This is a genomic window from Qipengyuania algicida, assembly GCF_009828025.1.
Lineage (GTDB): Bacteria > Pseudomonadota > Alphaproteobacteria > Sphingomonadales > Sphingomonadaceae > Qipengyuania > Qipengyuania algicida.
In genome coordinates this window covers 440,561-464,344 of the sequence record NZ_WTYA01000001.1, presented here as the reverse complement: position 1 = coordinate 464,344, position 23,784 = coordinate 440,561, and the positions used below count along the sequence as shown (strand labels likewise).

26 protein-coding genes are annotated in these 23,784 nt (G+C 63.1%); 21 read left to right on the top strand and 5 right to left on the bottom strand.

Annotated features, from left to right (window positions below):
- Entirely contained in the window at window positions 1–3,222 is a 3,222-nt protein-coding gene (locus tag GRI58_RS02335; protein WP_160751928.1) for an efflux RND transporter permease subunit, read from the top strand.
- The gene (locus GRI58_RS02330) at window positions 3,219–4,682 is read left to right on the top strand and encodes an efflux transporter outer membrane subunit (RefSeq protein WP_160751927.1); all 1,464 of its coding nucleotides are present in this window, start codon (window positions 3,219–3,221) and stop codon (window positions 4,680–4,682) included. Before GRI58_RS02335 ends, GRI58_RS02330 begins: the two co-directional genes overlap by 4 nt.
- Before the next feature lie 96 nt (window positions 4,683–4,778).
- Here the strand turns inward: GRI58_RS02330 and GRI58_RS02325 are convergent, their stop codons facing one another.
- Entirely contained in the window at window positions 4,779–5,603 is an 825-nt protein-coding gene (locus tag GRI58_RS02325; protein ID WP_160751926.1) for a flagellin N-terminal helical domain-containing protein, read from the bottom strand.
- A 265-nt stretch (window positions 5,604–5,868) separates the two neighbouring features.
- Between GRI58_RS02325 and GRI58_RS02320 the strand changes: the two genes are divergently transcribed.
- Genes GRI58_RS02320 through GRI58_RS02235 form a run of 18 tightly spaced genes read left to right on the top strand, consistent with a single transcriptional unit; the run spans window position 5,869 to window position 20,655 of the window.
- Window positions 5,869–7,125, top strand: coding sequence for a sigma-54 interaction domain-containing protein (locus GRI58_RS02320; RefSeq protein WP_237452020.1), 1,257 nt, complete (start codon window positions 5,869–5,871; stop codon window positions 7,123–7,125).
- On the top strand, window positions 7,122–7,490 hold the full coding sequence (gene fliE / locus GRI58_RS02315) for a flagellar hook-basal body complex protein FliE (protein ID WP_337190860.1): 369 nt from the start codon (window positions 7,122–7,124) through the stop codon (window positions 7,488–7,490). The genes GRI58_RS02320 and fliE overlap by 4 nt, the downstream gene beginning before the upstream one ends.
- A 4-nt stretch (window positions 7,491–7,494) precedes the next feature.
- On the top strand, window positions 7,495–9,129 hold the full coding sequence (fliF, locus tag GRI58_RS02310) for a flagellar basal-body MS-ring/collar protein FliF (protein ID WP_160751924.1): 1,635 nt from the start codon (window positions 7,495–7,497) through the stop codon (window positions 9,127–9,129).
- Window positions 9,126–10,142, top strand: coding sequence for a flagellar motor switch protein FliG (locus GRI58_RS02305; RefSeq protein WP_160751923.1), 1,017 nt, complete (start codon window positions 9,126–9,128; stop codon window positions 10,140–10,142). Before fliF ends, GRI58_RS02305 begins: the two co-directional genes overlap by 4 nt.
- Window positions 10,135–10,725: a FliH/SctL family protein gene (locus GRI58_RS02300; RefSeq protein ID WP_160751922.1), complete on the top strand. Its 591-nt coding sequence runs from the start codon at window positions 10,135–10,137 to the stop codon at window positions 10,723–10,725. The genes GRI58_RS02305 and GRI58_RS02300 overlap by 8 nt, the downstream gene beginning before the upstream one ends.
- A gap of 2 nt (window positions 10,726–10,727) precedes the next feature.
- Window positions 10,728–12,056 carry a FliI/YscN family ATPase gene (locus GRI58_RS02295; RefSeq protein ID WP_160751921.1) on the top strand — a complete coding sequence of 443 codons (1,329 nt, stop codon included), beginning with the start codon at window positions 10,728–10,730 and terminating at the stop codon, window positions 12,054–12,056.
- On the top strand, window positions 12,049–12,480 hold the full coding sequence (locus tag GRI58_RS02290) for a hypothetical protein (RefSeq protein WP_160751920.1): 432 nt from the start codon (window positions 12,049–12,051) through the stop codon (window positions 12,478–12,480). Before GRI58_RS02295 ends, GRI58_RS02290 begins: the two co-directional genes overlap by 8 nt.
- Before the next feature lie 2 nt (window positions 12,481–12,482).
- Window positions 12,483–13,772: a hypothetical protein gene (locus GRI58_RS02285; protein WP_160751919.1), complete on the top strand. Its 1,290-nt coding sequence runs from the start codon at window positions 12,483–12,485 to the stop codon at window positions 13,770–13,772.
- A gap of 33 nt (window positions 13,773–13,805) precedes the next feature.
- The gene (locus GRI58_RS02280; RefSeq protein WP_160751918.1) at window positions 13,806–14,390 is read left to right on the top strand and encodes a flagellar basal body-associated FliL family protein; all 585 of its coding nucleotides are present in this window, start codon (window positions 13,806–13,808) and stop codon (window positions 14,388–14,390) included.
- Between the two features lie 16 nt (window positions 14,391–14,406).
- The gene (locus GRI58_RS02275; RefSeq protein WP_160751917.1) at window positions 14,407–15,324 is read left to right on the top strand and encodes a FliM/FliN family flagellar motor switch protein; all 918 of its coding nucleotides are present in this window, start codon (window positions 14,407–14,409) and stop codon (window positions 15,322–15,324) included.
- Complete coding sequence (gene fliN / locus GRI58_RS02270; RefSeq protein ID WP_160751916.1) at window positions 15,321–15,623, top strand: flagellar motor switch protein FliN; 303 nt, start codon at window positions 15,321–15,323, stop codon at window positions 15,621–15,623. Before GRI58_RS02275 ends, fliN begins: the two co-directional genes overlap by 4 nt.
- Before the next feature lie 6 nt (window positions 15,624–15,629).
- Window positions 15,630–15,917: a flagellar biogenesis protein gene (locus tag GRI58_RS02265; RefSeq protein ID WP_160751915.1), complete on the top strand. Its 288-nt coding sequence runs from the start codon at window positions 15,630–15,632 to the stop codon at window positions 15,915–15,917.
- Complete coding sequence (gene fliP, locus GRI58_RS02260; RefSeq protein WP_160751914.1) at window positions 15,914–16,663, top strand: flagellar type III secretion system pore protein FliP; 750 nt, start codon at window positions 15,914–15,916, stop codon at window positions 16,661–16,663. Before GRI58_RS02265 ends, fliP begins: the two co-directional genes overlap by 4 nt.
- Window positions 16,663–16,935: a flagellar biosynthetic protein FliQ gene (locus GRI58_RS02255; RefSeq protein ID WP_160751913.1), complete on the top strand. Its 273-nt coding sequence runs from the start codon at window positions 16,663–16,665 to the stop codon at window positions 16,933–16,935. Before fliP ends, GRI58_RS02255 begins: the two co-directional genes overlap by 1 nt.
- A complete protein-coding gene (gene fliR / locus GRI58_RS02250) occupies window positions 16,932–17,714 on the top strand; it encodes a flagellar biosynthetic protein FliR (RefSeq protein ID WP_160751912.1) in 783 nt (260 codons plus the stop codon). Before GRI58_RS02255 ends, fliR begins: the two co-directional genes overlap by 4 nt.
- Window positions 17,711–18,835, top strand: a complete 1,125-nt coding sequence (locus tag GRI58_RS02245) for an EscU/YscU/HrcU family type III secretion system export apparatus switch protein (protein ID WP_160751911.1) — start codon at window positions 17,711–17,713, stop codon at window positions 18,833–18,835. The genes fliR and GRI58_RS02245 overlap by 4 nt, the downstream gene beginning before the upstream one ends.
- Window positions 18,836–18,865: 30 nt before the next feature.
- Window positions 18,866–20,281 carry a flagellar filament capping protein FliD gene (fliD, locus tag GRI58_RS02240; protein ID WP_160751910.1) on the top strand — a complete coding sequence of 472 codons (1,416 nt, stop codon included), beginning with the start codon at window positions 18,866–18,868 and terminating at the stop codon, window positions 20,279–20,281.
- Window positions 20,281–20,655, top strand: coding sequence for a flagellar protein FliS (locus GRI58_RS02235; protein ID WP_237452019.1), 375 nt, complete (start codon window positions 20,281–20,283; stop codon window positions 20,653–20,655). Before fliD ends, GRI58_RS02235 begins: the two co-directional genes overlap by 1 nt.
- A 132-nt stretch (window positions 20,656–20,787) precedes the next feature.
- Here GRI58_RS02235 and GRI58_RS02230 read toward each other — a convergent pair whose 3' ends face one another.
- Genes GRI58_RS02230 through GRI58_RS02220 form a run of 3 tightly spaced genes read right to left on the bottom strand, consistent with a single transcriptional unit; the run spans window position 20,788 to window position 22,615 of the window.
- Window positions 20,788–21,072, bottom strand: a complete 285-nt coding sequence (locus GRI58_RS02230) for a hypothetical protein (RefSeq protein ID WP_160751909.1) — start codon at window positions 21,070–21,072, stop codon at window positions 20,788–20,790.
- Between the two features lie 5 nt (window positions 21,073–21,077).
- Window positions 21,078–21,953 carry a chemotaxis protein CheB gene (locus GRI58_RS02225; protein ID WP_160751908.1) on the bottom strand — a complete coding sequence of 292 codons (876 nt, stop codon included), beginning with the start codon at window positions 21,951–21,953 and terminating at the stop codon, window positions 21,078–21,080.
- A gap of 2 nt (window positions 21,954–21,955) precedes the next feature.
- Complete coding sequence (locus GRI58_RS02220; RefSeq protein ID WP_160751907.1) at window positions 21,956–22,615, bottom strand: CheR family methyltransferase; 660 nt, start codon at window positions 22,613–22,615, stop codon at window positions 21,956–21,958.
- Between the two features lie 13 nt (window positions 22,616–22,628).
- Here GRI58_RS02220 and GRI58_RS02215 point away from each other — a divergent pair, with 13 nt between their 5' ends.
- On the top strand, window positions 22,629–23,012 hold the full coding sequence (locus GRI58_RS02215; protein ID WP_237452045.1) for a chemotaxis protein CheB: 384 nt from the start codon (window positions 22,629–22,631) through the stop codon (window positions 23,010–23,012).
- Window positions 23,013–23,123: 111 nt separating this feature from the next.
- On the opposite strand, the gene GRI58_RS02210 is transcribed toward GRI58_RS02215, so the two are convergent.
- Entirely contained in the window at window positions 23,124–23,777 is a 654-nt protein-coding gene (locus GRI58_RS02210) for a PEPxxWA-CTERM sorting domain-containing protein (protein WP_237452017.1), read from the bottom strand.
- Window positions 23,778–23,784 lie beyond the last annotated feature (7 nt).

Here is a 23,784-nt window from a genome sequence, read left to right as displayed (position 1 = left end):
ATGTCACGAATATTTATCGACCGACCGATCTTCGCCTGGGTCCTGGCGATCATCGTCATGCTCGCCGGCGTCGGCGCGGTGCTTACACTGCCGATCGAGCAATATCCCGATGTCGCCCCGACTGACGTCAACATTCGCGCAAGCTATCCCGGCGCGTCAGCCGAGACGGTCGAGAACAGCGTCACGCAGGTGATCGAGCAGCAACTGACCGGGCTCGACGGGCTGCTCTACTTCAGTTCGCAATCGACCTCGCAGGGCAATGCGACGATCACCGCGACCTTTGCCAAGGGCACCAATCCCGACATCGCGCAGGTGCAGGTCCAGAACAAGGTCCAGTCTGCGATCGCACGGCTGCCGCAGGAGGTGCAGAATCAGGGTATCCGCGTCACCAAGTCGAACCCCGACCGCCTGCTGACGATTGCGATATACGACAGCACCAACACACGCAGCAGCAATGATGTGGCGGACTATCTGACGTCCAACATCGAAGACCCGCTGTCGCGCGTTCAGGGCGTGGGCGACGTCAATGTTTACGGCGCGCCACACGCGATGCGCATCTGGCTTGATCCCAACAAGCTGGCGGCGGTCAAGCTCATGCCGAGCGACGTCATCGATGCGATCCAGTCCCAGAACACGGAAATCGCGGCAGGCGAGGTCGGAGGTTTGCCAGCGCCCAAGGACCAGATGCTGAATGCGACGGTCACTGCGCTGTCGAAGCTACAAACACCCGAGCAGTTCCGTGAGATCGTGCTGAAGACACTCCCAGATGGATCGAGCGTCAAGCTGGGCGATGTCGCACGGGTCGAGATGGGTTCGGAAAGCTACAATTCTGTCCGCCGCGTCAATGGGCATCCCGGTGCGGGCATCGCGATATCCCTGTCACCCGGCGCCGATGCTTTGCAAACGGCGGAACTGGTCAAAGCCAAGATTGCGCAGCTCAAGCCCTCCATGCCGCAAGGACTTGTCTTCAGCTACGCCAGCGATGCGACTGAATTCATCAAGCTGTCGGTCAGCGAGGTCGAGAAGACTCTGCTTGAGGCGATCATATTGGTCGTCATCGTGATGTTCGTCTTCCTGCAGAGCTGGCGCGCAACACTGATCCCCGCGATTGCCGTGCCGGTGGTCCTGCTCGGCACGTTCGCAGTGTTCTCGCTGGTCGGCTTCTCGATCAACACGCTGACTTTGTTCGGGCTGGTGCTCGCGATCGGCCTGCTGGTCGACGATGCCATCGTGGTGGTCGAGAATGTCGAGCGCCTGATGGAAGAAAATCCGGAGATGACGCCGCGCGAGGCGACTATCGAGTCGATGAAGGAAATCCAGATTGCCCTGGTTGCGATTGCGCTGGTGCTGTCCTCGGTGTTCCTTCCGATGGCGTTCTTCGGCGGGTCGACCGGCGTCATCTACAAGCAGTTTTCGCTCACCATCATCGCGGCCATGACGCTCTCGGTGCTGGTTGCGCTGATTCTCAGCCCGGCGCTGACCTCGCACCTGCTCAAACAAAAGCAGGCCGCGCGCGAGGAAGGGGAGCATCATCACGGTACTTGGCTCGAACGGCACCAGCCACGTCTCGCCCATGCTGTCACCGGCGCGCAGGATCGCTTCAACAACGGCTTCCAACGTCTTTCCGAGAAATACCGCGACGCGATCCACAAGGTGGTGGAACGCAAATGGATATTCCTTGGCATCTATGTGGTGCTGGTCGCGCTGCTGGTGTTCCTGTTCCTGCGCTTGCCTGGCGGATTCCTGCCGAACGAGGATCAGGGCGATGTGTTCATGCAGTACCAGCTGCCGCCCGGATCGACGATTGCCCAGACGACCGAGGTGGCGGACAAGGTCGAGCACTATCTCAAGACCAAGGAGGGGAAGAACATCTCCGTGCTGTTCATCCTCGCTGGGGTCGGGCCGGGCGCGACGGGACAGAATAGCGGCCTTGCCTTCATGAAACTCAAGTCGTGGGACGAGCGTCCGGGCAAGGAAAATTCTGCCCAGGCGATTGCCGATCGTGCCAATGCTGCATTCAGCGGCCTGCGCGAAGCACGCGTTTACACGCTGGTGCCGGGTGCCATTCGCGGGCTCGGTTCCTCTTCCGGTTTCACCATGGAGTTCCAGAACTCCAGCGGGCTCAGCCGCAAGCAGTTCAATGCATACCGCGATGAGCTGCTGGCTGCGGCCAATGCCGACCCCAAGCTGCAAGCTGTCCGGCTGAGCGACCTGGCCGACGTCGCAACGCTCAAGGTCGATCTGGAAAACCAGCGGCTTAGCACTTATGGCCTGACGCAAAACAATGTGAATTCGACGCTGGCAACGGCATGGGGCGGTCGCTACGTCAACGACTTCATCGACAAGGGGCGGGTGAAGCGTGTCTACGTTCAGGGTGATGCGCAGTTCCGCGCGGATCCATCGGATCTGTCCCAATGGTATGTGCGAGGATCGTCGGGCCAGATGGTCCCGTTCAGCGCCTTCGCGAAAACCGCATGGGAAACGACACCGCCCAGCAGCTCGCGCTTCAACGGCGTATCGTCCTACGAGTTCTCCGGCCAAGCCGCTCCCGGGGTAAGTTCCGGCGAGGCGATGCAGGCGATGGCCCAGCTGGCCGCGAAATATCCCGGAACCAGCGTATCGTGGTCTGGCGCATCCTATGAGGAACAGAACGCATCGAGCCAGGCACCGCTGCTTTACGGACTTTCCATATTGGTCGTGTTCCTGTGCCTCGCGGCGCTTTACGAGAGCTGGTCGATCCCGCTGGCCGCCCTGCTGGTGGTGCCGCTCGGCTTGCTGGGTGCGGTGATCGCCACCACGTTGCGGGGGCTGGAAAACGACGTCTATCTCCAGATCGGCCTGCTTACGACCATGGGCCTGACCGCCAAGAACGCAATCCTGATGATCGAATTCGCGGAGCAGGAAGAGCGCAAGGGCGCGCGGGTTATCGACGCTGCGCTGGAAGCTGCCCGCATCCGTCTGCGACCGATCCTGATGACCAGCTTCGCCTTCATCTTCGGCGTGATGCCGCTGGCGCTTGCGACTGGTGCTGGAGCGAACAGCCAGATCGCGATCGGCACATCGGTGATCGGCGGGATGATCGCGGCAACCCTGTTGGCAATTTTCTATATTCCGCTGTTCTTTGTGATCGTGCGGCGCGGCGCACGCGATTCAATGAAAGCGCTGCACGACCGGTTCGCGCACGACGAGGACACGCCGCCCGAGCCGGAGGCGAGCGCATGATGTTCCGTCGTGCAGCCGCCCTGCTTGCCAGTGTATCGCTGACGGCGTGCTCGCTCGCGCCCAAGACGGTTCTCCCGCCGCCGCCAGTACCTGCGTCCTGGCCGGTGGGGGACGCCTATCTCGCGCGAAGCGAAGCGAAATTGCCGGTCGTGTCCTATACCGAGGTATTCCGTGACCGGCGCCTGCAACAGTTGATCGGGCAAGCGCTCATCAACAATCGCGACCTGAGGGTGGCCGCCGCCAATATCGTTGCCGCAAGGGCGCAGGTACGCGCGACGCGGGCACAGCAATTTCCCCAGATCGGCGTGACCGGCTCCGTCACACGTACCGAGAATGGTTCGGGCACCACCGCACCCACAACAGGCACCGGATCGACGGCTGGCCGCTCGGGTTCTTACACGCTCTATTCCGTGCAAGGCGGGGTATCGAGCTACGCGCTCGATTTCTTCGGCCAATATGCGAACGCCACCAAGGCCCAGCGCGATCAGGCTATCGCCACAGAGGCGGCGGCGCGCACCGTTCGCCTGACGCTGGTTGCCGATATCGCCACAGCCTGGGCGACCTATGCGGCGGACAAGGATTTGCTGGCGTTGGCACAGGCGACGGCTGACAACGCGCAGCAGGCCGTCAAGCTGACCCGCGCGCGGTTCGAAGGTGGGATCGCACCGCGCACCGACCTGTCGCAGGCGGAGCAGATTCTCGCGAGCGCGCAGGACAACATCGCGCTCCAGACCACGGCGCTTGCCAAGGATGTCAACTTGCTGCGCCTGCTGGTGGGTGGCCCGGTGGAAGAAACGCTGTTGCCGGACAGCCTCTCCGGCATCGCCGACAGCTTCGTCCCGCTACCCGCCGGGCTGAGTTCCGATGTGCTGTTGCGGCGTCCCGATGTGATCGAGGCGGAATATCAGTTGCGCGCCGCGAATGCGAATATCGGTGTTGCACGCGCCAAGCTGTTTCCCTCGATCTCGCTGACTGGGCTGCTGGGCTTCGCCAGCACGGCGCTGGCCGATTTGTTTACCGGCGATGCCTTCAAGCTCACCGCTGGTGCCGATGCAAGCTATTCGATCTTCGATGCGGGCGGCAAGCGCGCCGATGTCGTCGTCAGCGAGGCACAGCGTGACGCTGCACTGGCAACTTACGAAAAGGCTATCCAGACCGCTTTCCGCGAAGTGTCCGATTCCCTCGCTACGCAAGGCACGATCGGCGAACGGCTGCGCGCCAATACGGCTAATGCCAATGCCGCGGCAACCACGGCCAAGCTCACCGATGCCCGATACAAGAACGGGATCGACAGCTTTCTCGACAGTCTTGTGGCGCAGCGCAGCCTCTATTCCGCGCGCCAGTCGCAGGTGAGTGTGGAGCTTGCCTCGATCCTTAACCGGGTCACGCTCTATCAGGTGCTGGGCGGCGACCAGCTGGCCCGGGTCAGTCAGACGACGGCACCGTCACCAGGCGAATAGTCGCGCGTCCTCGAAACTCGCTTTTACGGATTCCAAACGCAATATCGCCCGGGTCCACAGGGTGGGACCCGGGCGATACGGTGTTTGAGTCTGAACTTAGCGCAGCAGCGAGAGAACGTTCTGCTGGCTCTGGTTCGCCTGCGACAGCATCGCGGTCGAAGCTTGGCTGAGGATCTGTGCCTTGGCCATCGCGGTGGTTTCAGCCGAATAGTCGGCGTCTTCGATCCGCGAACGTGCGTCCGACAGGTTGGTGACGTTGCTGGTCAGGTTGTTGACTGCCGATTCGAGGCGGCTCTGGCCGGCACCGAAGGAAGCGCGGGTGCCAGCAACGCTGGCGAGAGCGTTGTCGACATTGCCGATCGTGGTGTCGGCGAGCGCTGCAGTCGAAACGTCGAGTGCGGTGGCCGAGATATCGGTGCCGTCGATCGCCTTGCTGGTCAGCGTCACGGTTTCGCCGCTGTTGGCACCAACCTGGATGTCGAAGGTCAGGTCCGTACCGGCAGTGGTCGAGAACATCGCGTTGCCGTTGAACTTGGTGTTGGCAAGCACGTCGCCGATCTGCGACTGGAGCTCGGCAACTTCGGAGTTCATGTAACCGCGGTCGGTGTCCTGATAGGTGGCGGAAGCCGACTGAACCGACAGCTCACGAACGCGCTGCAGCATGTTGGTAACTTCCGACAGTGCACCTTCGGCGGTCTGCGCCATGCTGATGCCGTCGTTGGCGTTACGAATGCCCTGGCTCATGCCACGGACCTGTGCGGTCATCGTGGTCGAGATGGCGAGGCCTGCGGCGTCGTCTTTGGCGCTGTTGATACGCTTGCCGGTGGAAAGGCGTTCCATTGCGGTGCCCAGCATCTTGCTGGCAACGTTCGAAGCATTCGACGCCTTGATGGCGCTGATGTTGGTGTTGATGACGGCCATTTCGGTACTCCCTTGGTAGGCTGAGAAGATCAGCATCGCCGCCGATCTGGCCGCGTTTGCTGACCCAACAGACCGGCAGGGCAGCGCAACGTTTAAGTCTGGCCCATCAGGTTTTTCGCCTTGGGATATAGGTAATACTACCAGACCTGAAATTTATACGGATTTGCACGTCCCCGGGGCATTTGCCTGCTATCGAAGTGGTTAACCGGGGGGCCCGATGGCGAAGCTATCGACCAGCAGAGAATTTGATCGGCGGCATGTATCTTTGTCTGCAAGACTGGCAGGTGTGGCAGGGTCGCTGCATATCGCCGAAGATATTTTGCTGTGTGACGCGTCCGAAATCGGAGCAGTCGCCAAAGACGTCCGTGGACCGCGGACGCTGTTCATCCGTCATGATGGGGACGCGCCGACCGTGGGGGCGCTCGGTGCGGCCTCGGCAACGCAGCGTAGCGTCATTGCCTATGATGCGGGGCAGCCCGACATGGCGCTTGCTTGCGTGCTCGCGCGGATTGGCGCGATCGATACCGGCTCCGCACCCGTCGGAGCTGATCCCGAAAGCCTGACCGTATATGCGCTGGCCGAGCGCCTTGCCTCGACCGAGGTTCCTGTGCTGATCACCGGCCCGACCGGCGCGGGCAAGGAAGTGCTCGCGCGATTCATCCATCGCAGCAGTACGCGTGCCAACGCGCCGTTTATCGGTATCAATTGCGCCGCGATTCCCGAAACAATGCTCGAAGCAATGCTGTTCGGCCACCAGAAGGGTGCGTTCACCGGTGCCAATGCGGCGAGCCAGGGCTTCTTTCGCGAAGCCGATGGCGGCACCTTGCTGCTCGACGAAATCGCCGAGATGCCGCTGGCCCTGCAAGCCAAGCTGCTGCGGGCGTTGCAGGAAGGCGAAGTAACCCCGGTCGGCTCGACCAGGCCGGTCAAGGTCGATGTGCGCATCGTCGCCTGCGCCAACCGCTGCCTCCCCGACGAGGTCGCGGCAGGGCGTTTCCGCGAAGACCTGTTTTATCGCCTCAACGTGTTCCCGATCCATCTGCCGGCACTGTGCGAGCGGCCCGGCGACATTGCGCCGCTGGCGGTATCCATGCTGCTGCGCCATCGCGGCGAGGGGCAGGCACCGGGCTGGATCGGTACGGCGGCGCTGGCAATGCTGGAACAACACAACTGGCCAGGTAATGTGCGTGAGCTGGAAAACGTCATCCGCCGCGCGCTGGTACTCGCTGGCGATGCGCGTCAGATTGAACATGCGCATATCGTGATCGACAAGCCGGTCCAAACTGCCGCGTCCGCAGCTCGCGAAGTGCTCGACAACGTCTATCCGATCGAACAGGCGGGCAACGGCAAGCTGGAAAACGCCGTGCGCGATACCGAGGCTCGCACGATCCTGACAATGCTGCGAAAGTGCAACGGCAAGCGGATCGAGGCTGCGCGCAGGCTCGGAATTAGTGAGCGGACGCTGCGCTATCGTCTAGCATCCTATCGCGAAGCCGGTGTACCGATGGAGGTCGCGCTGTGAGCCCCGTCGGCAAAGCAGGCGGCGGGATCAGCGTCCAGGACATCATGGCGATGCGCGAGCAGATTCGCGATCGCTCGCAGCATATCCGTGCGTTGCAGGAGCAACCTGCGCCCGCAGCCACCGGCACTACGGAAACCGGCGGTCCTTCGGATTTCGCCGGGGTGCTGCGCCAGTCGCTCGAAAGCGTCAACGCCAGCCAGAACGAAGCCTCACGCCTCAGCGAAGCCTATGAGCGGGGCGAGGTCACCGACGTCGCCAAGGTCATGCTAGCACGGCAGGAGGCGGGCGTAGCGTTCGAAACGACGCTTCAGGTGCGCAACAAGCTCCTCAATGCCTATCAAGAAATCATGCGGATGGGGGTCTGAGTAAATGACCGCAATCATTCCTTCGCAAGACTTTGCCGCGGCCAGCGGGCAAGGTGGCTTTGCCGACCGGCTGACCCGGATCGGCGCGCAACTGCGCGAACCGGCGATGAAGCGGCTGTTGCCGTGGTTCGTCAGTATCGGCGGGTTGGGCCTTGCTGCGCTCACCTGGGCCTTGCTCGCCCCCGCGCCACAGCGCGTGCTCTATACCTCGCTCGACGACAGCGAGCGTGCGAGTGTGGTCTCCGCACTCGATCAGGCGGGTATCGGATATAATATCAACAACGACAGCGGTGCGCTCAGCGTCGGCGAGGACGATCTCTATCGCGCGCGCATGGTGGTCGCTAGCAATGGCGCGCTCGCCGCGCCCGCCGATGGTTCGGCGCTGCTCAATTCGTTGCCGATGGGCGCGAGCCGCAATCTGGAAGGCGACCGCTTGCGTGCCGCACGCGAGCGCGATCTCGAATTGACAATCGCACAGATCGACGGCGTGCGCGCTGTGCGCGTGCATCTTGCGCAGGCCGAAAGATCGGTGTTCGTGCGCGAGGATTTGCCGCCAAGCGCGTCGGTCATGGTCACGCTCGCGCGGGGGCGGCAGCTATCCGAAAGCCAGGTTTCCGCGATTGCCAACCTCGTGGCCGCTTCGGTGCCGGGGCTTTCGCTCGATGCGGTGCGGATCGTCGATCAACATGGCAGCTTGCTGACGCAACCTTCGAGCGAGGGCGCGGACCGGCTGGCCTATCAGGCGGAAATGGAAGCCAAGCTGCGCAGCCAGCTTTCGCAGGTGCTGACGCCGATGTTCGGCGAGGGCAATTTCTCCAGCGAGGTCCAGGTCAATCTGGACATGGACGAGCTGACCTCTGCACGAGAAAGCTATGACAAGGACGGCTCGCTGCGCAGTGAGATCGCCAGTCAGTCCACTGCAGCGCAGCGTCAGCCCGCAGGAGGAATACCAGGTGCCACCACCAATCTTGCACCTGCCGCCGCGCAGGCGCAGGAGCGCGCTCCACAAGGCGGGCCGCAGGCGGGGCAAGCCGCAAACCAGCCTTCGGGCCAGTCGCAGACCAGCCGTAAATGGGATTTCGGACGCGAGGTTGCCGTTACAAACAAGCAGCCGGGCGACGTACGCCAGCTCTCGGTGGCGGTGGCGATCGATCAGGCCGCGTTGAAGGGCGCCAAGCCTGCGGATATTGCGAAGATCGAAGCGCTCGTCGGTGCGACGGTAGGTGCCAATCCGGCCCGCGGAGACAAGGTTACGGTGCTGGTGCGCCCGTTCGAGAAAGCGGACGTCGTCGCCCCCAATTTCTGGGAGGAAAGCTGGTTCGCTACGGTCCTGCGCAACGTGGTCGCCTTGCTGGGCGTGATCCTGGTGTTGTTGTTCGGCGTTCGTCCGATGGTCAAGGCGGTGCGTGATCGCAAACTCGCTAATGCCGATGGCAGCGACGGAGAAGGCGACGACAGCGAGGCCGGTGTCGGCTCCGACGCTGCCCGGACCACTGACCGGCCAAGTATCCCGCAAGGAGAGGATCTTACCGAACAGGTCGAGCTGGCGCGGCGGATCTCGCGCGAGCAGCCCGGCGACGCGTTGAACGCGCTGCGGGCATTGCTCGAAAACAACTCCGCCAAGGAGGCTGCGGAATGAGCGCCGAGGTCTTGAACCCCAGCGGCGTATCGCAAGCCGCCCTGATGGTGCTGCTGCTGGAAGAGGACGTGGCGAGCCGGCTGTTGGCCGACCTTTCTGCGCCCGAACTGCGCAAACTCGCCGCCGAAATGGCGCAGCTCGAAAACGTCGATCCAAGCCAGATCGCTTCCGCGATTGCCGCTTTTGCCGACCGCGCGGAGCCGCGCTCGGTCGAAAATCCCGGCGGTTCGGGCAAGATGCGCCAGCTCCTCGAAAGTGCGGTCGGCCCGATCAAGGCCGATGGCGTGATGCGTTCGGTCGGTGCGCGCGAGGAACCGTCGAATGAAGGCCCGCTGGCGCTGATGCGCTGGCTGTCGGCGGATGCGGTGCTGACCATCCTGGCTGATGAACATCCGCAGGTCGTAGCCGTGCTCCTGCTGCAACTTGAACCCGAGGTGGCCGCCAAGGTGCTGGCCGGTATCGAGGACGGGCTTCAGGCCGACATCGTTCATCGTATTGCCACGCTCGGCCCGCTTGCGCCCGAAGCGATGGTGATGCTGGGTGAGTTGGTCGAACACCGCATCGGATCGATATATGGCACCTTGCCACTGGCTTTGGGCGGGGTCGCCGATGCGGCCACGATCATCAATCAGGCCGCCCGCCCGGTCGAGAAGCGCGTGATGCCTGCGCTCAACAAGCGCGACAAGGTTCTGGCGCGCCAGATGGAAGAAGCGATGTTCCGCTTCGACCTGCTGTTTGCGCTCGATCCGCAGGCGATGGGCAAGCTGCTGCGCGAAGTCGAATCCGACACGCTGATCGATGCGCTCAAGGGACTGGAAGAAGGCCAGCGCGAGCTGTTCTTCGCCGCCATGTCCAGCCGTGCCGCCGACGGCGTGAAGGACGAAATCGAGCAGCGTGGCCGGATGAAGTTGGCCGATGTCGAAAAGGCCCAGCGCGACATGGTGACCGTCGCGCGCAAGCTGGCCGCCGATGGAGAAATCATCTTCGGGTCCGGAGACGACGATTATGTCTAGCTGGTCGCTGCTGGCAGAGAGCCCGCGCGGTTTCCAGCCAGATCGCCGGTTCTTCGATGTTCCGGTCGAGGTGGTCGAAGCCGCTCCGGAGCCGGACATTGCCGAACCCGATCCGCTGGAAGACGCGTTCGAGCGCGGGCTGGCCGAAGGTGAAGCGCGCGCGCAGGGGCGCTGCACAGAAGAGATTGCCCAGGTCGAGGCACGCTGCGCCAAGCTGCTTGCCGGTCTGGAATCCATGCAGAAGGTCGAGGCGGATGCGCTCGCCGAACGGCTGCGGCAGACCGTTCTCGCACTTTGCGAAGAAGCGGTCTTGCCATTGGCACTCGATCCCGTGCGGCTGGCGGACCGTGCCCGTAAGGCCGCTGCCATGCTGACCCGCGCACAGGACGAACGGCTGCTGCGCCTCAATCCTGAGGACGCGGTGCTGGTGTCGTCGCATCTGTCGTCAGATTTCACGATCCTGCCCGATCCATCGCTCGAGCGCGGCGGGCTGCGTATCGATACGCCCGATGGCGGGGTGGAGGATGGGCCTGCACTGTGGCTGCAGTCGTTACACGAGGCTTTCGGCGACGAGGGCCTCTGACGATGCTTCGAAGTTTCGATGACATGGCGGCGGGGCTGACCCAGGCCCCGATAGACTTTCAGCCCGCAAGATTCGGACTGGTGACGTCCTGCGACGGGCCGCTGATCGAGGTGTCCGGTCTCTCGATCCCGATAGGTTCGTTGTGCCGCATAGCACAGGGCCGTGCGACCTCGCATCTCGCCGAAGTGATTGGCTTTCGTAACGGGCGCACACTGATGAGCCTGCTGGGCGATGCCGTGCTGCTTCGCCCCGGCGCCCGCGTGCGCCCATCCGGTCTTGCCGGGACGGTGCCGGTCGGAGAAGGCTTTCTTGGCCGCGCGGTCGATGGGCTGGGCAAGCCGATTGATGGGGGCTGCCCGGTGCGCGCCACCTCGCGCGGGCTGGCAGGCGGCGAACGAGTTGGCGCGCTGGAACGCGGGCGCGTGCGGGAACGCTTTGCCACGGGCATTCGCGCAATCGATTCACTGACCACGCTCGGCGTTGGTCAGCGCGTCGGTATCGTTGCCGGGTCGGGCGTGGGCAAGTCCGTGATGATCGACATGATCGCTCATGGCGCGGAGGCTGACATCGTCGTGGTCGGGCTGATTGGTGAGCGTGCGCGCGAAGTATCGGATTTCGTCGGAAGGCATATGCATTCCGACGCTGCCGCGCGGACTGCGGTTGTTGCCGTTCCTGCAGACCACGCGCCCAACTTGCGGCTGCGCGGCGCAATGCTGGCGACTTCGCTGGCGGAATATTTCCGGGCACAGGGCCATAAGGTTCTGCTGATCCTCGACAGCCTGACCCGCGTTGCCCACGCCGCGCGCGAAATCGCGCTGATGCTGGGTGAACACGGCGGGGCGCGAGGCTATCCGCCATCTGCGCTGGCAACGATCACCCGACTGGTCGAGCGCGCGGGCAATTCGGTCACCCACGGCGGCTCGGTCACCGGGCTCTACACCGTGCTAGCCGATGGCGATGATCACAACGATCCGGTGGTCGACACCGCGCGTGCGATCCTCGACGGGCATATCGTGCTCTCACGCCAGATCGCCCAGCGCGGGCGCTATCCGGCGATCGACGTGCCCGCTTCGCTCAGCCGGGTCATGGCCGATATCGCCAGCCCCGATCATCTCGCCGCCGCGCGCGAAATGCGGTCGTTGATCTCCGCCTATGAGAGCAATCGCGACCTGCTGATGATGGGCGCCTATCGGCCCGGCACCGATGCGGTCCTCGACCGGGCAATTGCTGCGCATGATTCGATCGAGGCCTTCCTTGGCCAGGATATTGGGAAGCATGTCTCAGCCGACGATGCCATTGGCGCGCTGAACGCCGTAATCGCCCGTGGATGAGCGGACACGCCTGCGCCGACTTCAGCTCGTCAGCTGCCTGCGCGAAGTCGAGCACCGCGAGGCGGCGGGGCGGCTGCACGCCGAAATGGGGCGGGAAAGCCATGCCCGGCTGGTGGCCGACCGCACGACCGGGCTGCTCGAACATTACCAGGCCCGCCGCGATGCCCGCGATGCGCTGGAGCTTGGTCTCCAGCAGGTCATGGCGCAGGGCACCCGGCAGATGCACCGTAGCGCCCGCGATCACTTGAGCGAACTCTCGCGCCAGACCGAAGTCGTGATGCAGCAGGAGCAGGCCGCACGCCGCCGTCGCGACCGCACGCAGGAGATGGCGGACAAGGCCGCTCGGCAATTGGCAGACGCCGAACACACCGCGGATTCCGTGCAACAACGGACTGGCACGATTCTTGATCATGAGCGGTCATGAAAATGACACTCTCTCTCGAGACCATCTCCGGCGGTACGTCGTCGCAGACGAACGCGCCTGTCGTCGATCCGGCGCTTGCGCAACTGTTTGCAGCGCTTTTGGCCGGTGCACCCGCCTTGGACACTCCTGAGATCACGCCGGACAATGCCGACAGCGTTGAAGGTGAGGCAGACGCCCCGAAAACCGGTGAGCAAGACGTTGCCGCGCTAACCGGCAATTTCTTGCCGCTTGTCGGCAACACGATGCCGCAAGAGGCTCCCAAGCCGGTTGAGCAGACCGTATCGGTGGCCTCGAAAGCCCCGGATGTGGTTCTCACCAGAGGTACGCAGGCCCCCCCTGTTCAACCAGCCCAGGCAAGTGAGACCGATGGCCGCGCAGCGCCCCTCGCTCCCTTGCCATCCGGCTTTGCCGGGTTCGAATGGGCGAAGATGGTGGTTTCGCAGACTGCTTCAGCGGGTGAGGGTGGCGGCGCGAATGTGTCCAAGACAAATGCTCCCGGCCTCACCAACGAACTGTCGAAGGCAGATCGTTCAGCCGCTCCCGATATCGCCAGTGGCGACATCAACCGGCTGGCGCAGCTTCGCGGCGAAACGCAGCCAGCGGTGGTCCGGCATGTTGTTGGACAAACTACAGTGGCGCAGCAGGCGGTTGCCACTGCTTCTGGACCAATCGCGCCGGTTGATCCGGAACTGGGCGAGAACAGTAAGGGGGAAGCCCGCACCCATATTCGCACCGAACAACTCGCCGCGGCCGAACCGGCGCTGCGCACATTTGCGCAGGCCTCCGTCGTGCCGGTCGATCATGGTGCAAGGCCCGTTGTCGAGGCTGCTCCATCCACCCATTCGCATTTCGATCTCACCAAGCAGATCGACAAGGCGGTCGCGGCGCTCGATGCCATGCCGGGCGACACCGTCGAGCGTTCGGCAAAGCTCACCATTCCGCACGATCGCCTCGGCACCATGGCGCTGCATCTTTCGCGCGATGACGATGGCGGGATCGGACTGCGGGCCGATACCATGCCGCAGGACATCCGTATGCATCTGGCCGAGGGCGCCGCGCAGGCCGAACGCCGCTTCGCAACAGCCCCGCAGCCATCCCATCAGGGCTCGCTTGGCGGTGGCCAACTAGGTGAAAATACCCAGGGCCGTGGAAGTAATGGTGAACCACGTTCTTCGCTAGAAGACCGCTCGGGATCACAGCGGGAAAACACATCAGCACGGCGGGACGGCCAGTCCGATGCTCAGCCGCGAGGTCGCCGACAGGCACCGCGTGACGGCAGCATCTTCGCCTGAACACATGAAATTTGACGAACGAGGGATCGGACGATGAGCAAAGACAAGGACAAAGAGGATACCGGCAAGAAGAAAAAGGGCGGGTTGATGAAAATCCTCCTGCTGCTGGTGCTGGTGCTCGCCGGGGCGGGCGGCGGTGCCTTTGCGCTGGTCACTTTCGGTCTGGTCGGCGGTCATGCCGAAGCTCATGACAACACGCCCAAGCTCATCCTCAAGGGCGAGGAAGACCCCTACGCTCCGGTCAGCAAGGGCAAGGAAGAAGGCGGCGCGGAAACCGTCTATGGCGAAGGCGGCGATGAATATCGCGTTGCCTATTTCAGTTTTGGCGACGATTTTACCTCGAACCTGAAGAACTCCAGCGCGCTGGTACAGACCACGCTCGCCGCATCGACCCGGCGCGACGGGCGCGTGCTGATGTGGATGAAGCAGCACGAACTGGCGCTACGCAGCGCAATCCTGGTTGACCTGTCCGACACGCCGGAAGAAGAATTCATGTCGCCCGAAGGCAAGGACCGGATCCAGAAGCGCCTTACCGCGTCGATCAACCGCATCCTCAAGCAGAACGAGGGCTTTGGCGGCGTCGACAAAGTCTATTTCCGCTCGCTGATCATTCAGTGACGCCGGTCGCGACGCAGTGAAAGCGGATTTTCCTCTCGAGGCCGAACGTGCGGCAGCGATGCATTGCGAGGCACTCCTCGCGCATCGCCTGACCGACGAGGATCGGCTGGCCAAGCTGGGTACGGTGGTGGGCGAACTCGCACGCGCCATGGGCGAGCGCATTGCGCGCACGACCGGGCTCGAATGCAGCGCCAGCGCCGAAGCCGCGACGCTGACGGCCAGCAATGCCTTCCAGCAAGCCGTCAATCGGCCCGGCACGGCATTGCAGTTGATCGGTTTGGGTGACACCGGCGAGAAACTGACCCTCGCGGTGTTCCCGCAAGGTCTCGGCACGGCGGTCGAGCGGTTGTTCGGCGGGCGCAACGCAGAGAGCAAGGACAACGAGTCTACCGGCGGTGAAGTGGTGGTCTTGCGCCATTCCGCGGTGCTGCTGCGCCAGCGGATCGAGCAAGCGTTTCACGAAGCCTTGGCCGAACTGCTTGCGGATACGTCGCTCGCACCCAAGGCGCCGCGGCGGCAGTCTGCCAGCAACCTTGTTCTCGCAGTACGTCAGAAGGTCGCCACTTGCGTGGTGACGATCGACAATCTTGGCGGCGAGCCGGTTAAATTGCAGATCGCGCTGCGTGAAGAGGCTGTGGGTCCGATCCTTTCGGCCTGGCGCGCCAAGACGCGTGGTTCGCAAGGTGCGGGCGATTGCACTGCCGATCCGTGGGGCACGATCGCCCTGCCGGTGCATGCCGTGCTGGCCGATACGAGCATACCGCTCTCGCGTATCGGCAATCTGCGCGCGGGCGACGTGCTCGCGCTGCCGCTGCGCCGGCAGGTGCCGCTGATGTGTCAGGGCCGCGCGCTCGCCTGGGGCAGTGTCGGCGAAGTCGACGATTGCGTGGCGCTACGCATTACAAGCTTGGATAAGAAGGGGAATTTATCATGATCGCCGGGGGCAATCCGTTTGCGCGGATCAACGATATCGCAGTTCAGCTGACAGTCGAGCTCGGCTCGGCCCGGATGAGCCTGCGTGAAGTGATGGCGCTGGCTGAAGATGAAGTGGTGGTGCTCGACCGGCTGGTCGATGAGCCCGTGGATCTGCTGGTCAACGGGACGTTGGTCGCGCGCGGCGAGGTCGTGTCCGACAAGAACCGCTTCGGCATTCGGATCCTCGACCTCGTCGGTCAGGACCACGGCCAGCCAAGCGCGCCGCAAGCGGCGCTGGCGCAAGAAGGCGTGGAGTAAAATCCGATGGGGTGGTATCTCCTCAAACTGCTGATCCTGTTGCCGCTGCTCGCCGGGATGATCTGGGGATCGCTGAAGCTGACCCGCAAGATGCAGGACCGCATTCCCGGCGGTCAGGCGCGGATGCGGCGTGCGAAAGTGGTCGAGACCAGCTTCCTGTCGCCCGGCATCCGGCTGGCGGTGATCGAATTTCACGGCCGCGAGATCCTCGTATCCGCATCGCGCAACGGTCTCACCCGGCTGGCCGAGGCCGATGTGGCGACCGGCGCGGTTGCCGGAGAGATCGAGCCATGAAACGTCTCGCGCTGGCAATTGCGGCGACTGTCTTGACCTTGCCCGGCGCGGCACAGGCGCAATCGGCGGTGCCCGGCGCGCTCGACCGGGCGTTCGGCGCGATGTCGAACGACGGCGGCGGCCTGACCCTGTCGCTCCAGCTGTTGCTGGTGATGGGTCTGCTCACGATCCTGCCGGCGCTGGTGCTGATGATGACCAGTTTCACCCGCATCATCGTGGTGCTGGCGATCCTGCGGCAGGCGCTCGGCCTGCAACAATCGCCGCCCAACCAGGTGTTGATCGGTCTGTCGCTGTTCCTCTCGCTGTTCGTCATGGCACCGACCATCGACCGCGTGAACACGCGCGCTATCGCCCCCTACGCCGCCGGGCAGATGAACGCAGAAACCGCGATCTCTGCCGCGGGCGAGGAATTCCATGCCTTCATGATCCGCCAGACGCGCGAGCGCGATCTCGCCATGTTTGCCGAAATCGCCAAGGCGCCCAAATTCGCCGACGCCAAATCGGTTCCGTTTTCGATCCTGCTGCCCGCTTTCGTCACCAGCGAACTCAAGACCGCATTCCAGATCGGCTTCATGCTGTTCCTGCCCTTCCTGGTAATCGATCTCGTCGTCTCCAGCACGCTGATGAGCCTGGGTATGATGATGATGAGCCCGATGCTCGTCTCGCTGCCGTTCAAGCTGCTGCTGTTCGTACTGGTCGATGGGTGGTCGCTGCTGATGGGATCGCTCGCGGCGAGTTTCAACTGATGGATCAGGCACCCGAACTGCTGTCGCTGGCCGACCAGATGCTGTGGATCGCGGCGCTGATCGCTGCGCCGATCCTGCTCGCGAGCCTTGCGGTGGGTCTTGTCATCGGCTTGATACAGGCTGCGACCTCGGTCAGCGAACAGACGCTGACCTTCGTCCCCAAGCTGGCCGCCATCGCGCTGGTGCTGGTGCTGCTGGGCGGGGCGATGGTCGGGCTGTTGGGCGATTTCACCAAGGACATCTTCGACCAGATCGCGGCGATCGGGCGATGAATGCCATTGCGCTGGGATTGGGGCCGCTCGAGGCCCAGTTCTGGCATGTCGCCTTCCTGATGACTCGGGTTGGTGCGGCGCTGGTCGCGGCACCAATCTTCGGCGCGACCGGAGTTCCGGCGCTGGTCCGCGTGGCTGCTGCCGGTGCACTTGCGATCTTCACCGCGCTTTGGCTTCCGGTTCCCGATGTCACGCTCAGCTTTACGTTGGCGGGTTTCGTCGCAATCCTGGGTGAGGTGCTGATCGGGCTGGCGCTTGGCTTCGTGCTCCAGCTCGCCTTTGCCGCGCCTTTGGTCGCCGCCGAGCTGATCGGTGGCGGAATGGGCCTGTCGATGGCCCAATCGGCAAGCCCCGACGGGCAAGGCCAGCGCTCGGTCTTCGGCAATTTCCTGACCATCGCCCTTACGCTGATCTTCTTCGGGACCGGTGGCCATCTGGTGTGGCTGCGGCTGGTGCTGGAAAGTTATTCGAGCTTTCCGCCCGGTGCCGCGTGGCTGGGCGCGGATCGCTATCTCGCCATTGCGCAGTTCGGCGCGACGACGTTTGGCGCCGGGCTTGCGATTGCGCTGCCAATTACGGTGATCTTGCTGCTGGTGCAGCTTGCCACCGGCATCCTCAGCCGGTCCGCGCCTGCGCTCAACCTGTTCGCGCTGGGTCTGCCGCTGGGAGTGCTTGCCGGGATCGGCGGCATGATCGTCGCCGCGCCGCTGATGTTCGCCGATCTGGGCGATTTGTCGCGCCTCGCGCTGGAGACTGCCGGGGGGCTGATCGTGCGATGAGCGAGAGCGGCGAGAAGCAATTTGCACCGACCGAGAAGCGCAAGAAGGATGCCGCGCTCAAGGGCGATGTGCTGCGCAGCAAGGATTTGGCCACTGCCGCTAGCGTGCTGGTCGGTTTCGGCCTGCTTGCTATTGCAGGGCCATGGCTGGGCGGCGAGCTTATGGAGCTCGTGCGTGCTTCGCTGAGCTTCGATCATGGCGCGGTGGAGCAGGGGATCGACCCGCGCGGTACAGCGCTGCGTATTGCCGGGGTGATGGCTCCCGTGGCGGCGCTCGGGCTGGTGCTGGCACTCGTTTCGGTGGTCAGCCAGTTGGGCTTTGGCAGCGGGCGCTGGGTGCCGGAAAATCTTGCGTTCAAGGGTTCGCGGATCAACCCGCTGTCCGGATTGAAACGCGTGTTCGGCCCAACCGGCTGGATCGAGATGGGCAAGGGGCTGGCCAAGGTCGGCCTGCTCGGTACGATTGCTTACGCTTGGGCACGCAGTTGGCTGGGCGATTTGGGGCGGCTCGCCAATGCGGGGCTCGCCGATCAGCTGGGACTGGCGTGGCACGCGTTGCTCTCGCTCGCCTTTGCGTTAGGCGGGGGCCTGCTCATTATCGCGATGATCGACGTGCCGGTGCAGATTTGGCGGCGCCAGTCGCGCCTCAAGATGAGCCAGCAGGAAATGAAGGACGAAAACAAGGAAACCGACGGTTCGCCCGAGGCGCGCGCCCACCGTCGCCAGCGCCAGCGCGATATCGCCGCGGGCAGCGTGGCGCCCGCCATGCGCGAGGCGCAGTTCGTCATCACCAACCCGACCCATTTCGCAGTTGCCCTGACCTACGATCCAACCCGCGCGGCGGCTCCGATCCTGCTGGCGAAGGGACGCGGAGAGAAGGCGCTGGCGATCCGCGAACTGGCGGGTGAGCGCAATCTGCCGGTGCTCGAATTCCCGGCGCTCGCGCGTTCGATCTATTACACGACGCGTGAAAAGCAGGTTATTCGCGAGGAACTCTACGCTGCCGTTGCCGCGATCGTCGCCTATGTCATGGCGCTGGGCCGGGGCGAGACGCCGCCTTTCCCGCAGCTGAGCGTGCCGGTGCGTTTGCGTTACGATGCGGACGGCAAGGTAGAGGCTTAAGCGCGGGTCTATGCGGTCGTTCTATCCGTCATGACTGAAATGGGTTCCATCGTATCGACGCTCGGCGGCGGCAGCGGCATTGACATGAGCAAGCTCGCGACCGACCTGTCGACCGCGCAGTTCGCGTTGCGGCAGGACCGGTTGACCGCCAAGTCGGACCAGCTCGAGCGTCAGATTTCGGCTGCCAGCTCGATCCGCAATTCCATCACTACCCTTGCTAGCTCGATCGGCGACCGAGTGCGCAGCGGAGACCTGGCGGTCACCGCATCGGTAGCGAGTTCCTCGGTCGCGCAAGCCAGCCTCACCAGCGGGACGGTCGCCAGTGGCAGCTATACGCTGGAAGTCACTTCGCTCGCGAAGAGCCAGACACTGGCCAGCACCGCCTATTCTTCGGCCGACAGCCCGGTGGGCGAGGGGACGCTGACGATCCGCTTTGGCGCGGCCGATGCTGCCAGCTTCACCGAAGACACTGGCCACGCGGCGGTCGACATCGACATTCCTGCTGGTTCGACACTGGCCGATGTCGCTCGTGCGATCAACGCTTCAGGATCCGGCGTCAGCGCCTATGTCGCCAACACCTCAAGCGGTGCGCAGCTCGTGTTCAAGGGAGCAGAAGGCGCGCAGAACGGCTTTGTTATCGACGCAACCGAGGCGACCGCGGGCAATGGCCTTGCCGATCTTGCCTGGCAGCCGGGCAGCGCCACCGGACAATTGCTGTCGACCTCGGCCGACGCGCAGTTCAAGCTCGATGGCCTGGCCATGACCAGCGCATCGAACAAGACGGGAGAGGTTGCTCCCGGCCTTTCGCTCACTCTGACAGGAACCAACACGGGCAATCCCACGACGATCGGCTTCAGCGATCCGTCCGGTTCGATTCCGTCCTTCATGGCGGACCTCGTATCGGCGCTGAACACGGTCGCGGGCGACCTCAAGGATGCAATGAATCCAACCGCCGGCGATCTGTCCGGCGATCCGGGAGCACGCGCGCTGCGCAACGCCCTGTCGCATATCGCCAGCGATGTCGTGATGCCCAATGCCGCTGATGGCGCGCCGCGCACTCTGTCCGATCTTGGACTGGTGACGCAGCGCGACGGCACGTTCAGTTTCGATGCCACGCGCCTTCAAGAAACCCTGAAGCGCGATCCGGCTAGCGCGGCGGCGATGTTCACCACCGGGCTTTATGGCATTTATGCAAGCATCGACAAGATCGGTCGCGCTGCATCCAAGACCAGCGATCCCGGCTCGCTTGCCGGATCGATCGCGCGGTATCAGTCGCTGTCCAAGACAACGAGCGAACAACAATCCGAGCTCACCGAGAAGCAGGAAACGCTGCGCCAGCAGCTCGTCTCGCGCTTCGCCAAGGCCGATGCCCGCGTTGCTGCGTCGCAATCGACCCTGACTTTCCTCAAGGCGCAGATCGACGCCTGGAATTCGAGTAACAACTGATGCTGGCGCTGCATAGGGATGCTGCGTCTGCCTATCGCAACTCGGCTTTCGACGCGCGCGTGCGCGGTTCCAGCAGCGCCGAACTGGTGCTGTTGTGTATCGATCAGCTTATCGACGGGCTGGGCAATGCCCTTCGCGCGAATGAGCTGGGCGACAATGGACGGCGGGCCGATGGTATCACCCGGTCGCTCTCGGCTCTTACCGCATTGGACATGGGGGTTGATCGCAGCGCTCCGCTCGGACCCGCGCTGGCGCAGCTTTATACTGCGGCGCGGAAAGAGGTGCTGGCCTGTGTCACCGATTTCGTACCGGATCGGTTGGGTCGTGTAAGGGACGATTTTGTCGATCTCGCACGCGCTTTCCGGCAAGGGTAACCGGTTCAGTTCTATCGGGCGCCGATAGACGATCTTGCGGCTGAACCTGGTTTACAAAGCAAGGGCCTGGTTGCTTCATCGGCGACTAGGCCCTTGCTATCCGGGTAAGACTGATGTTGTCCCGCTTGCGGATCAGCTCGCCTTGCGCATTGCTGCTGCGGCTGGATTGGGCAGTCGCAGTCGTTCCTGAAGCGCCTCCAGCGAAAGCGATTCGACGGCCTCATGGCGACAGTACTCTTCCAGGAACTGCGCGATGCCGTTTTGACGCTGCGCGATCACATCGATCGACTGCAGCGCGGTGCAATGGCGCAGCATGAGCATCTCGTCGGTGCACAATGCAGCACCCAGCGCTTCGATATCGCTAGCCGTCTCGCGCAGGATCTCCGTGAGGATTTTGAGGGTCTGAGGACAGGGCATCACGATCAGGCTGCAAGCTCGAGCCGGTCGTCGAACGAGAGGCTGCGCAAATCAAGCACCATCACCATCCGCTCACTGTTCGCGACGAGCCCTTCGAGGAACGGTAGCACTTCGCTGTCGGCGCTCGGCACATGTCCACTGACCGGAGGACCGCGACGGAGCGCGATCTTGAGGTCAGGCGTGCTGGCGAGGCCGAGGTGACGGTCGTCGCCGGGGGCGAGATAGATTTCGCCGGGCTTGAGCATCACGCCCGGTTCGGCGAGCATCACGCGTGCGGGCGAAGTGCTGTCCAACGAGCGCGCGATCGCCGGGGCTAATTGGGCGTTGAAGTGCTGCACGATCAGCGTCGACGGACAATCCGTTGTGAACCTCGGCAAGAGCTTCTGCAGCGCTTCGACCCCGCCGGTAGAAGATGCGATGGCAATAAGGTCGCTCGATACGCCGCCGATGGCCGGAAACCTCGAAGGGGTAGGCGCAACAGCTTCGAAGCGGACATGCGAAGCTTCACGGATGAGCTGTGCAAGACGGCCGTAGTCGTCGAGTGGCAGGTTGCCGGAACGGTCGCATTTGGCGTAGCAATGAATCGCTCCCAATGCGAGCGCGCGTGCCGTTGCCGCCGTTCCCGCCTGGGTCGCACCAGAAATGACGATGACCGGCTTCGGCCTGAGCGCCATTATCTTTTCGAGGAAGTCGAGGCCGTTCATCCCAGGCATCTCGACATCAAGTGTAATCACGTCCGGATCGAGCGCACGGATCATCTCGCGCCCCTCGCGCGCGTCTGCGGCCATCCCGACGATGCGGACATCCGATTCGCCGGAGAGACGCGCCGCGAGAATGGCGCGTATGGTGGGGCTGTCATCGACAATGACGAGACGGATCATGCTCAGCGCTCCTCTTTGCTATAGATGGTCGGACCGATTTCCATCAGCTCCGGTAGCGCGTCCTTGGTGATCCTTTCGCTTTGACCGATATAGAGGATTCCCCCAGGTAGGAGCATTTCGGCAAGTCGTTCGACTAGGCGTTGCTTGGTCGGGCCGTCGAAATAGATCATGACGTTGCGACAGAATATCGCGTCGAAACGTTGGCGCAGCGGCCATTCGCCGATCAGGTTGAGCATCTGGAAGCAGGCGAAATTGCGCAGCCGCGGCGAGATGGAAAAGCCATCACCTTCACGCACTACCCATAATTTGGCCAATTCAGCGGGAATGCCAGCCAGCGTATCAATCGGATAATGTCCCGCACTAGCGACACGCAGAACATTGCGATCGATATCGGACGCAAGCAGTCGCAGATTTCCACGCTCGGCGCGTTCGCAATTGGCCTGCTTGGTGCCCATGATGGACTGCAGGATCGACCAGGCTTCCTCACCGCTGGAGCAGCCTGCCGACCACACCCGTACCTGCTCGCCGGCATCCAGACGATCGAGCCATGGTTGCTGCAGATGCATGCGCAGGTGATCGAGGTGATGGGACTCGCGAAAGAAATGGGTGTGATTTGTCGTAAGCGCGCACAGCGCGCTGGTCAGGCCCGCGTTGGAACGCAATGCAGCCTCATCAATGTGCAAGATCGTCGAAGCCAGCGACCGGGCGGAACTGGTTCCGGGAACGCTCCATGTCGCCTTTGACCCATCGACCCATGCGGTGATCGAGCCGGGCCACCGCCGCGCCTGCGCTTGCTCGACAAGGATCCGGTGGGTGGCTGCCGCCCCAGTGCGGACCTGTTGCTCGGTTCTGCCGCGCTTAGCGGAGCGCCGCTGGCGGGGGGCAATGCTCACCGGGATGGGTGCCGACGATGCGCAAGGACTCAAGGTTTTGCGCGCAAGCGGTTCTGCCTGCTTTGTCGAAAAGCCTACATCTGCGCGCGTCAAGGAAGCGCCCGAGACGGCGCTGGCGGTTGATCCGGGGCACAAGGTGTGCGAATTGGACGAGCTTCTCGCCTAGACACTGGACGCGTGCCGTAACTGATCGCCACGCAAACACTCCAACAGGAAAGCGGCGGCGAACCGAATGCAGGCTCGCCGCCGCTTTTCGTGTTGCTGTCGAACAGGTCGATCAGGCGTAGGTTAGTTTCACCTTCTGGCGCGTCTTGCGCTGGATACCACCGATAAACCCAAAACCGAGGATCATCAGGGCCCATGTTGCCGGCTCCGGCACCGCGCCCATCGCCCCGTCTCCGAGCTTGGCGAAAACGCTGAGCGTACGGCTGGTGTCGCTGCCGAGACCATTGATGGTCAGGTCGACGCGATAGGTATCGTCGACGCCCGGATCGAACCCGATTCCGCCCCAATTGAGACGGAAGCTGTTCTGCGTGCTGCTATCCATCAATTCGTTGTCATTGCCGGTGAAGAAGGGATCGTAACTTAAACTCGAACCCGTTCCGATATTGGTCATCGTTATGAGACCGGTGATATTCGACTGGCTATCGTTGTCGACACCCCAATCGAAGCTCATCGGATCCGTTCCAAGAGCGAAGGAATAAACCCCGCTGCCATCCGATGCGGGTGCTGGCTGATAGGTTTGATGCATCCGCAGATACATCTGGTCGCCTGCGTCGGTGGTGAGGACGAGCGTATTCGCCGGAGTATAATCGTTACCACCGCCAAAATACCAAGTGTCGTTCGGCCCTGAATTGTAAGCCACGGTATCGGCGGCGAAGGCCGGCGTCGCCACTACAGCGGCAGCCAGTGCGAGAGGTAGGTATTTCATATCAGCC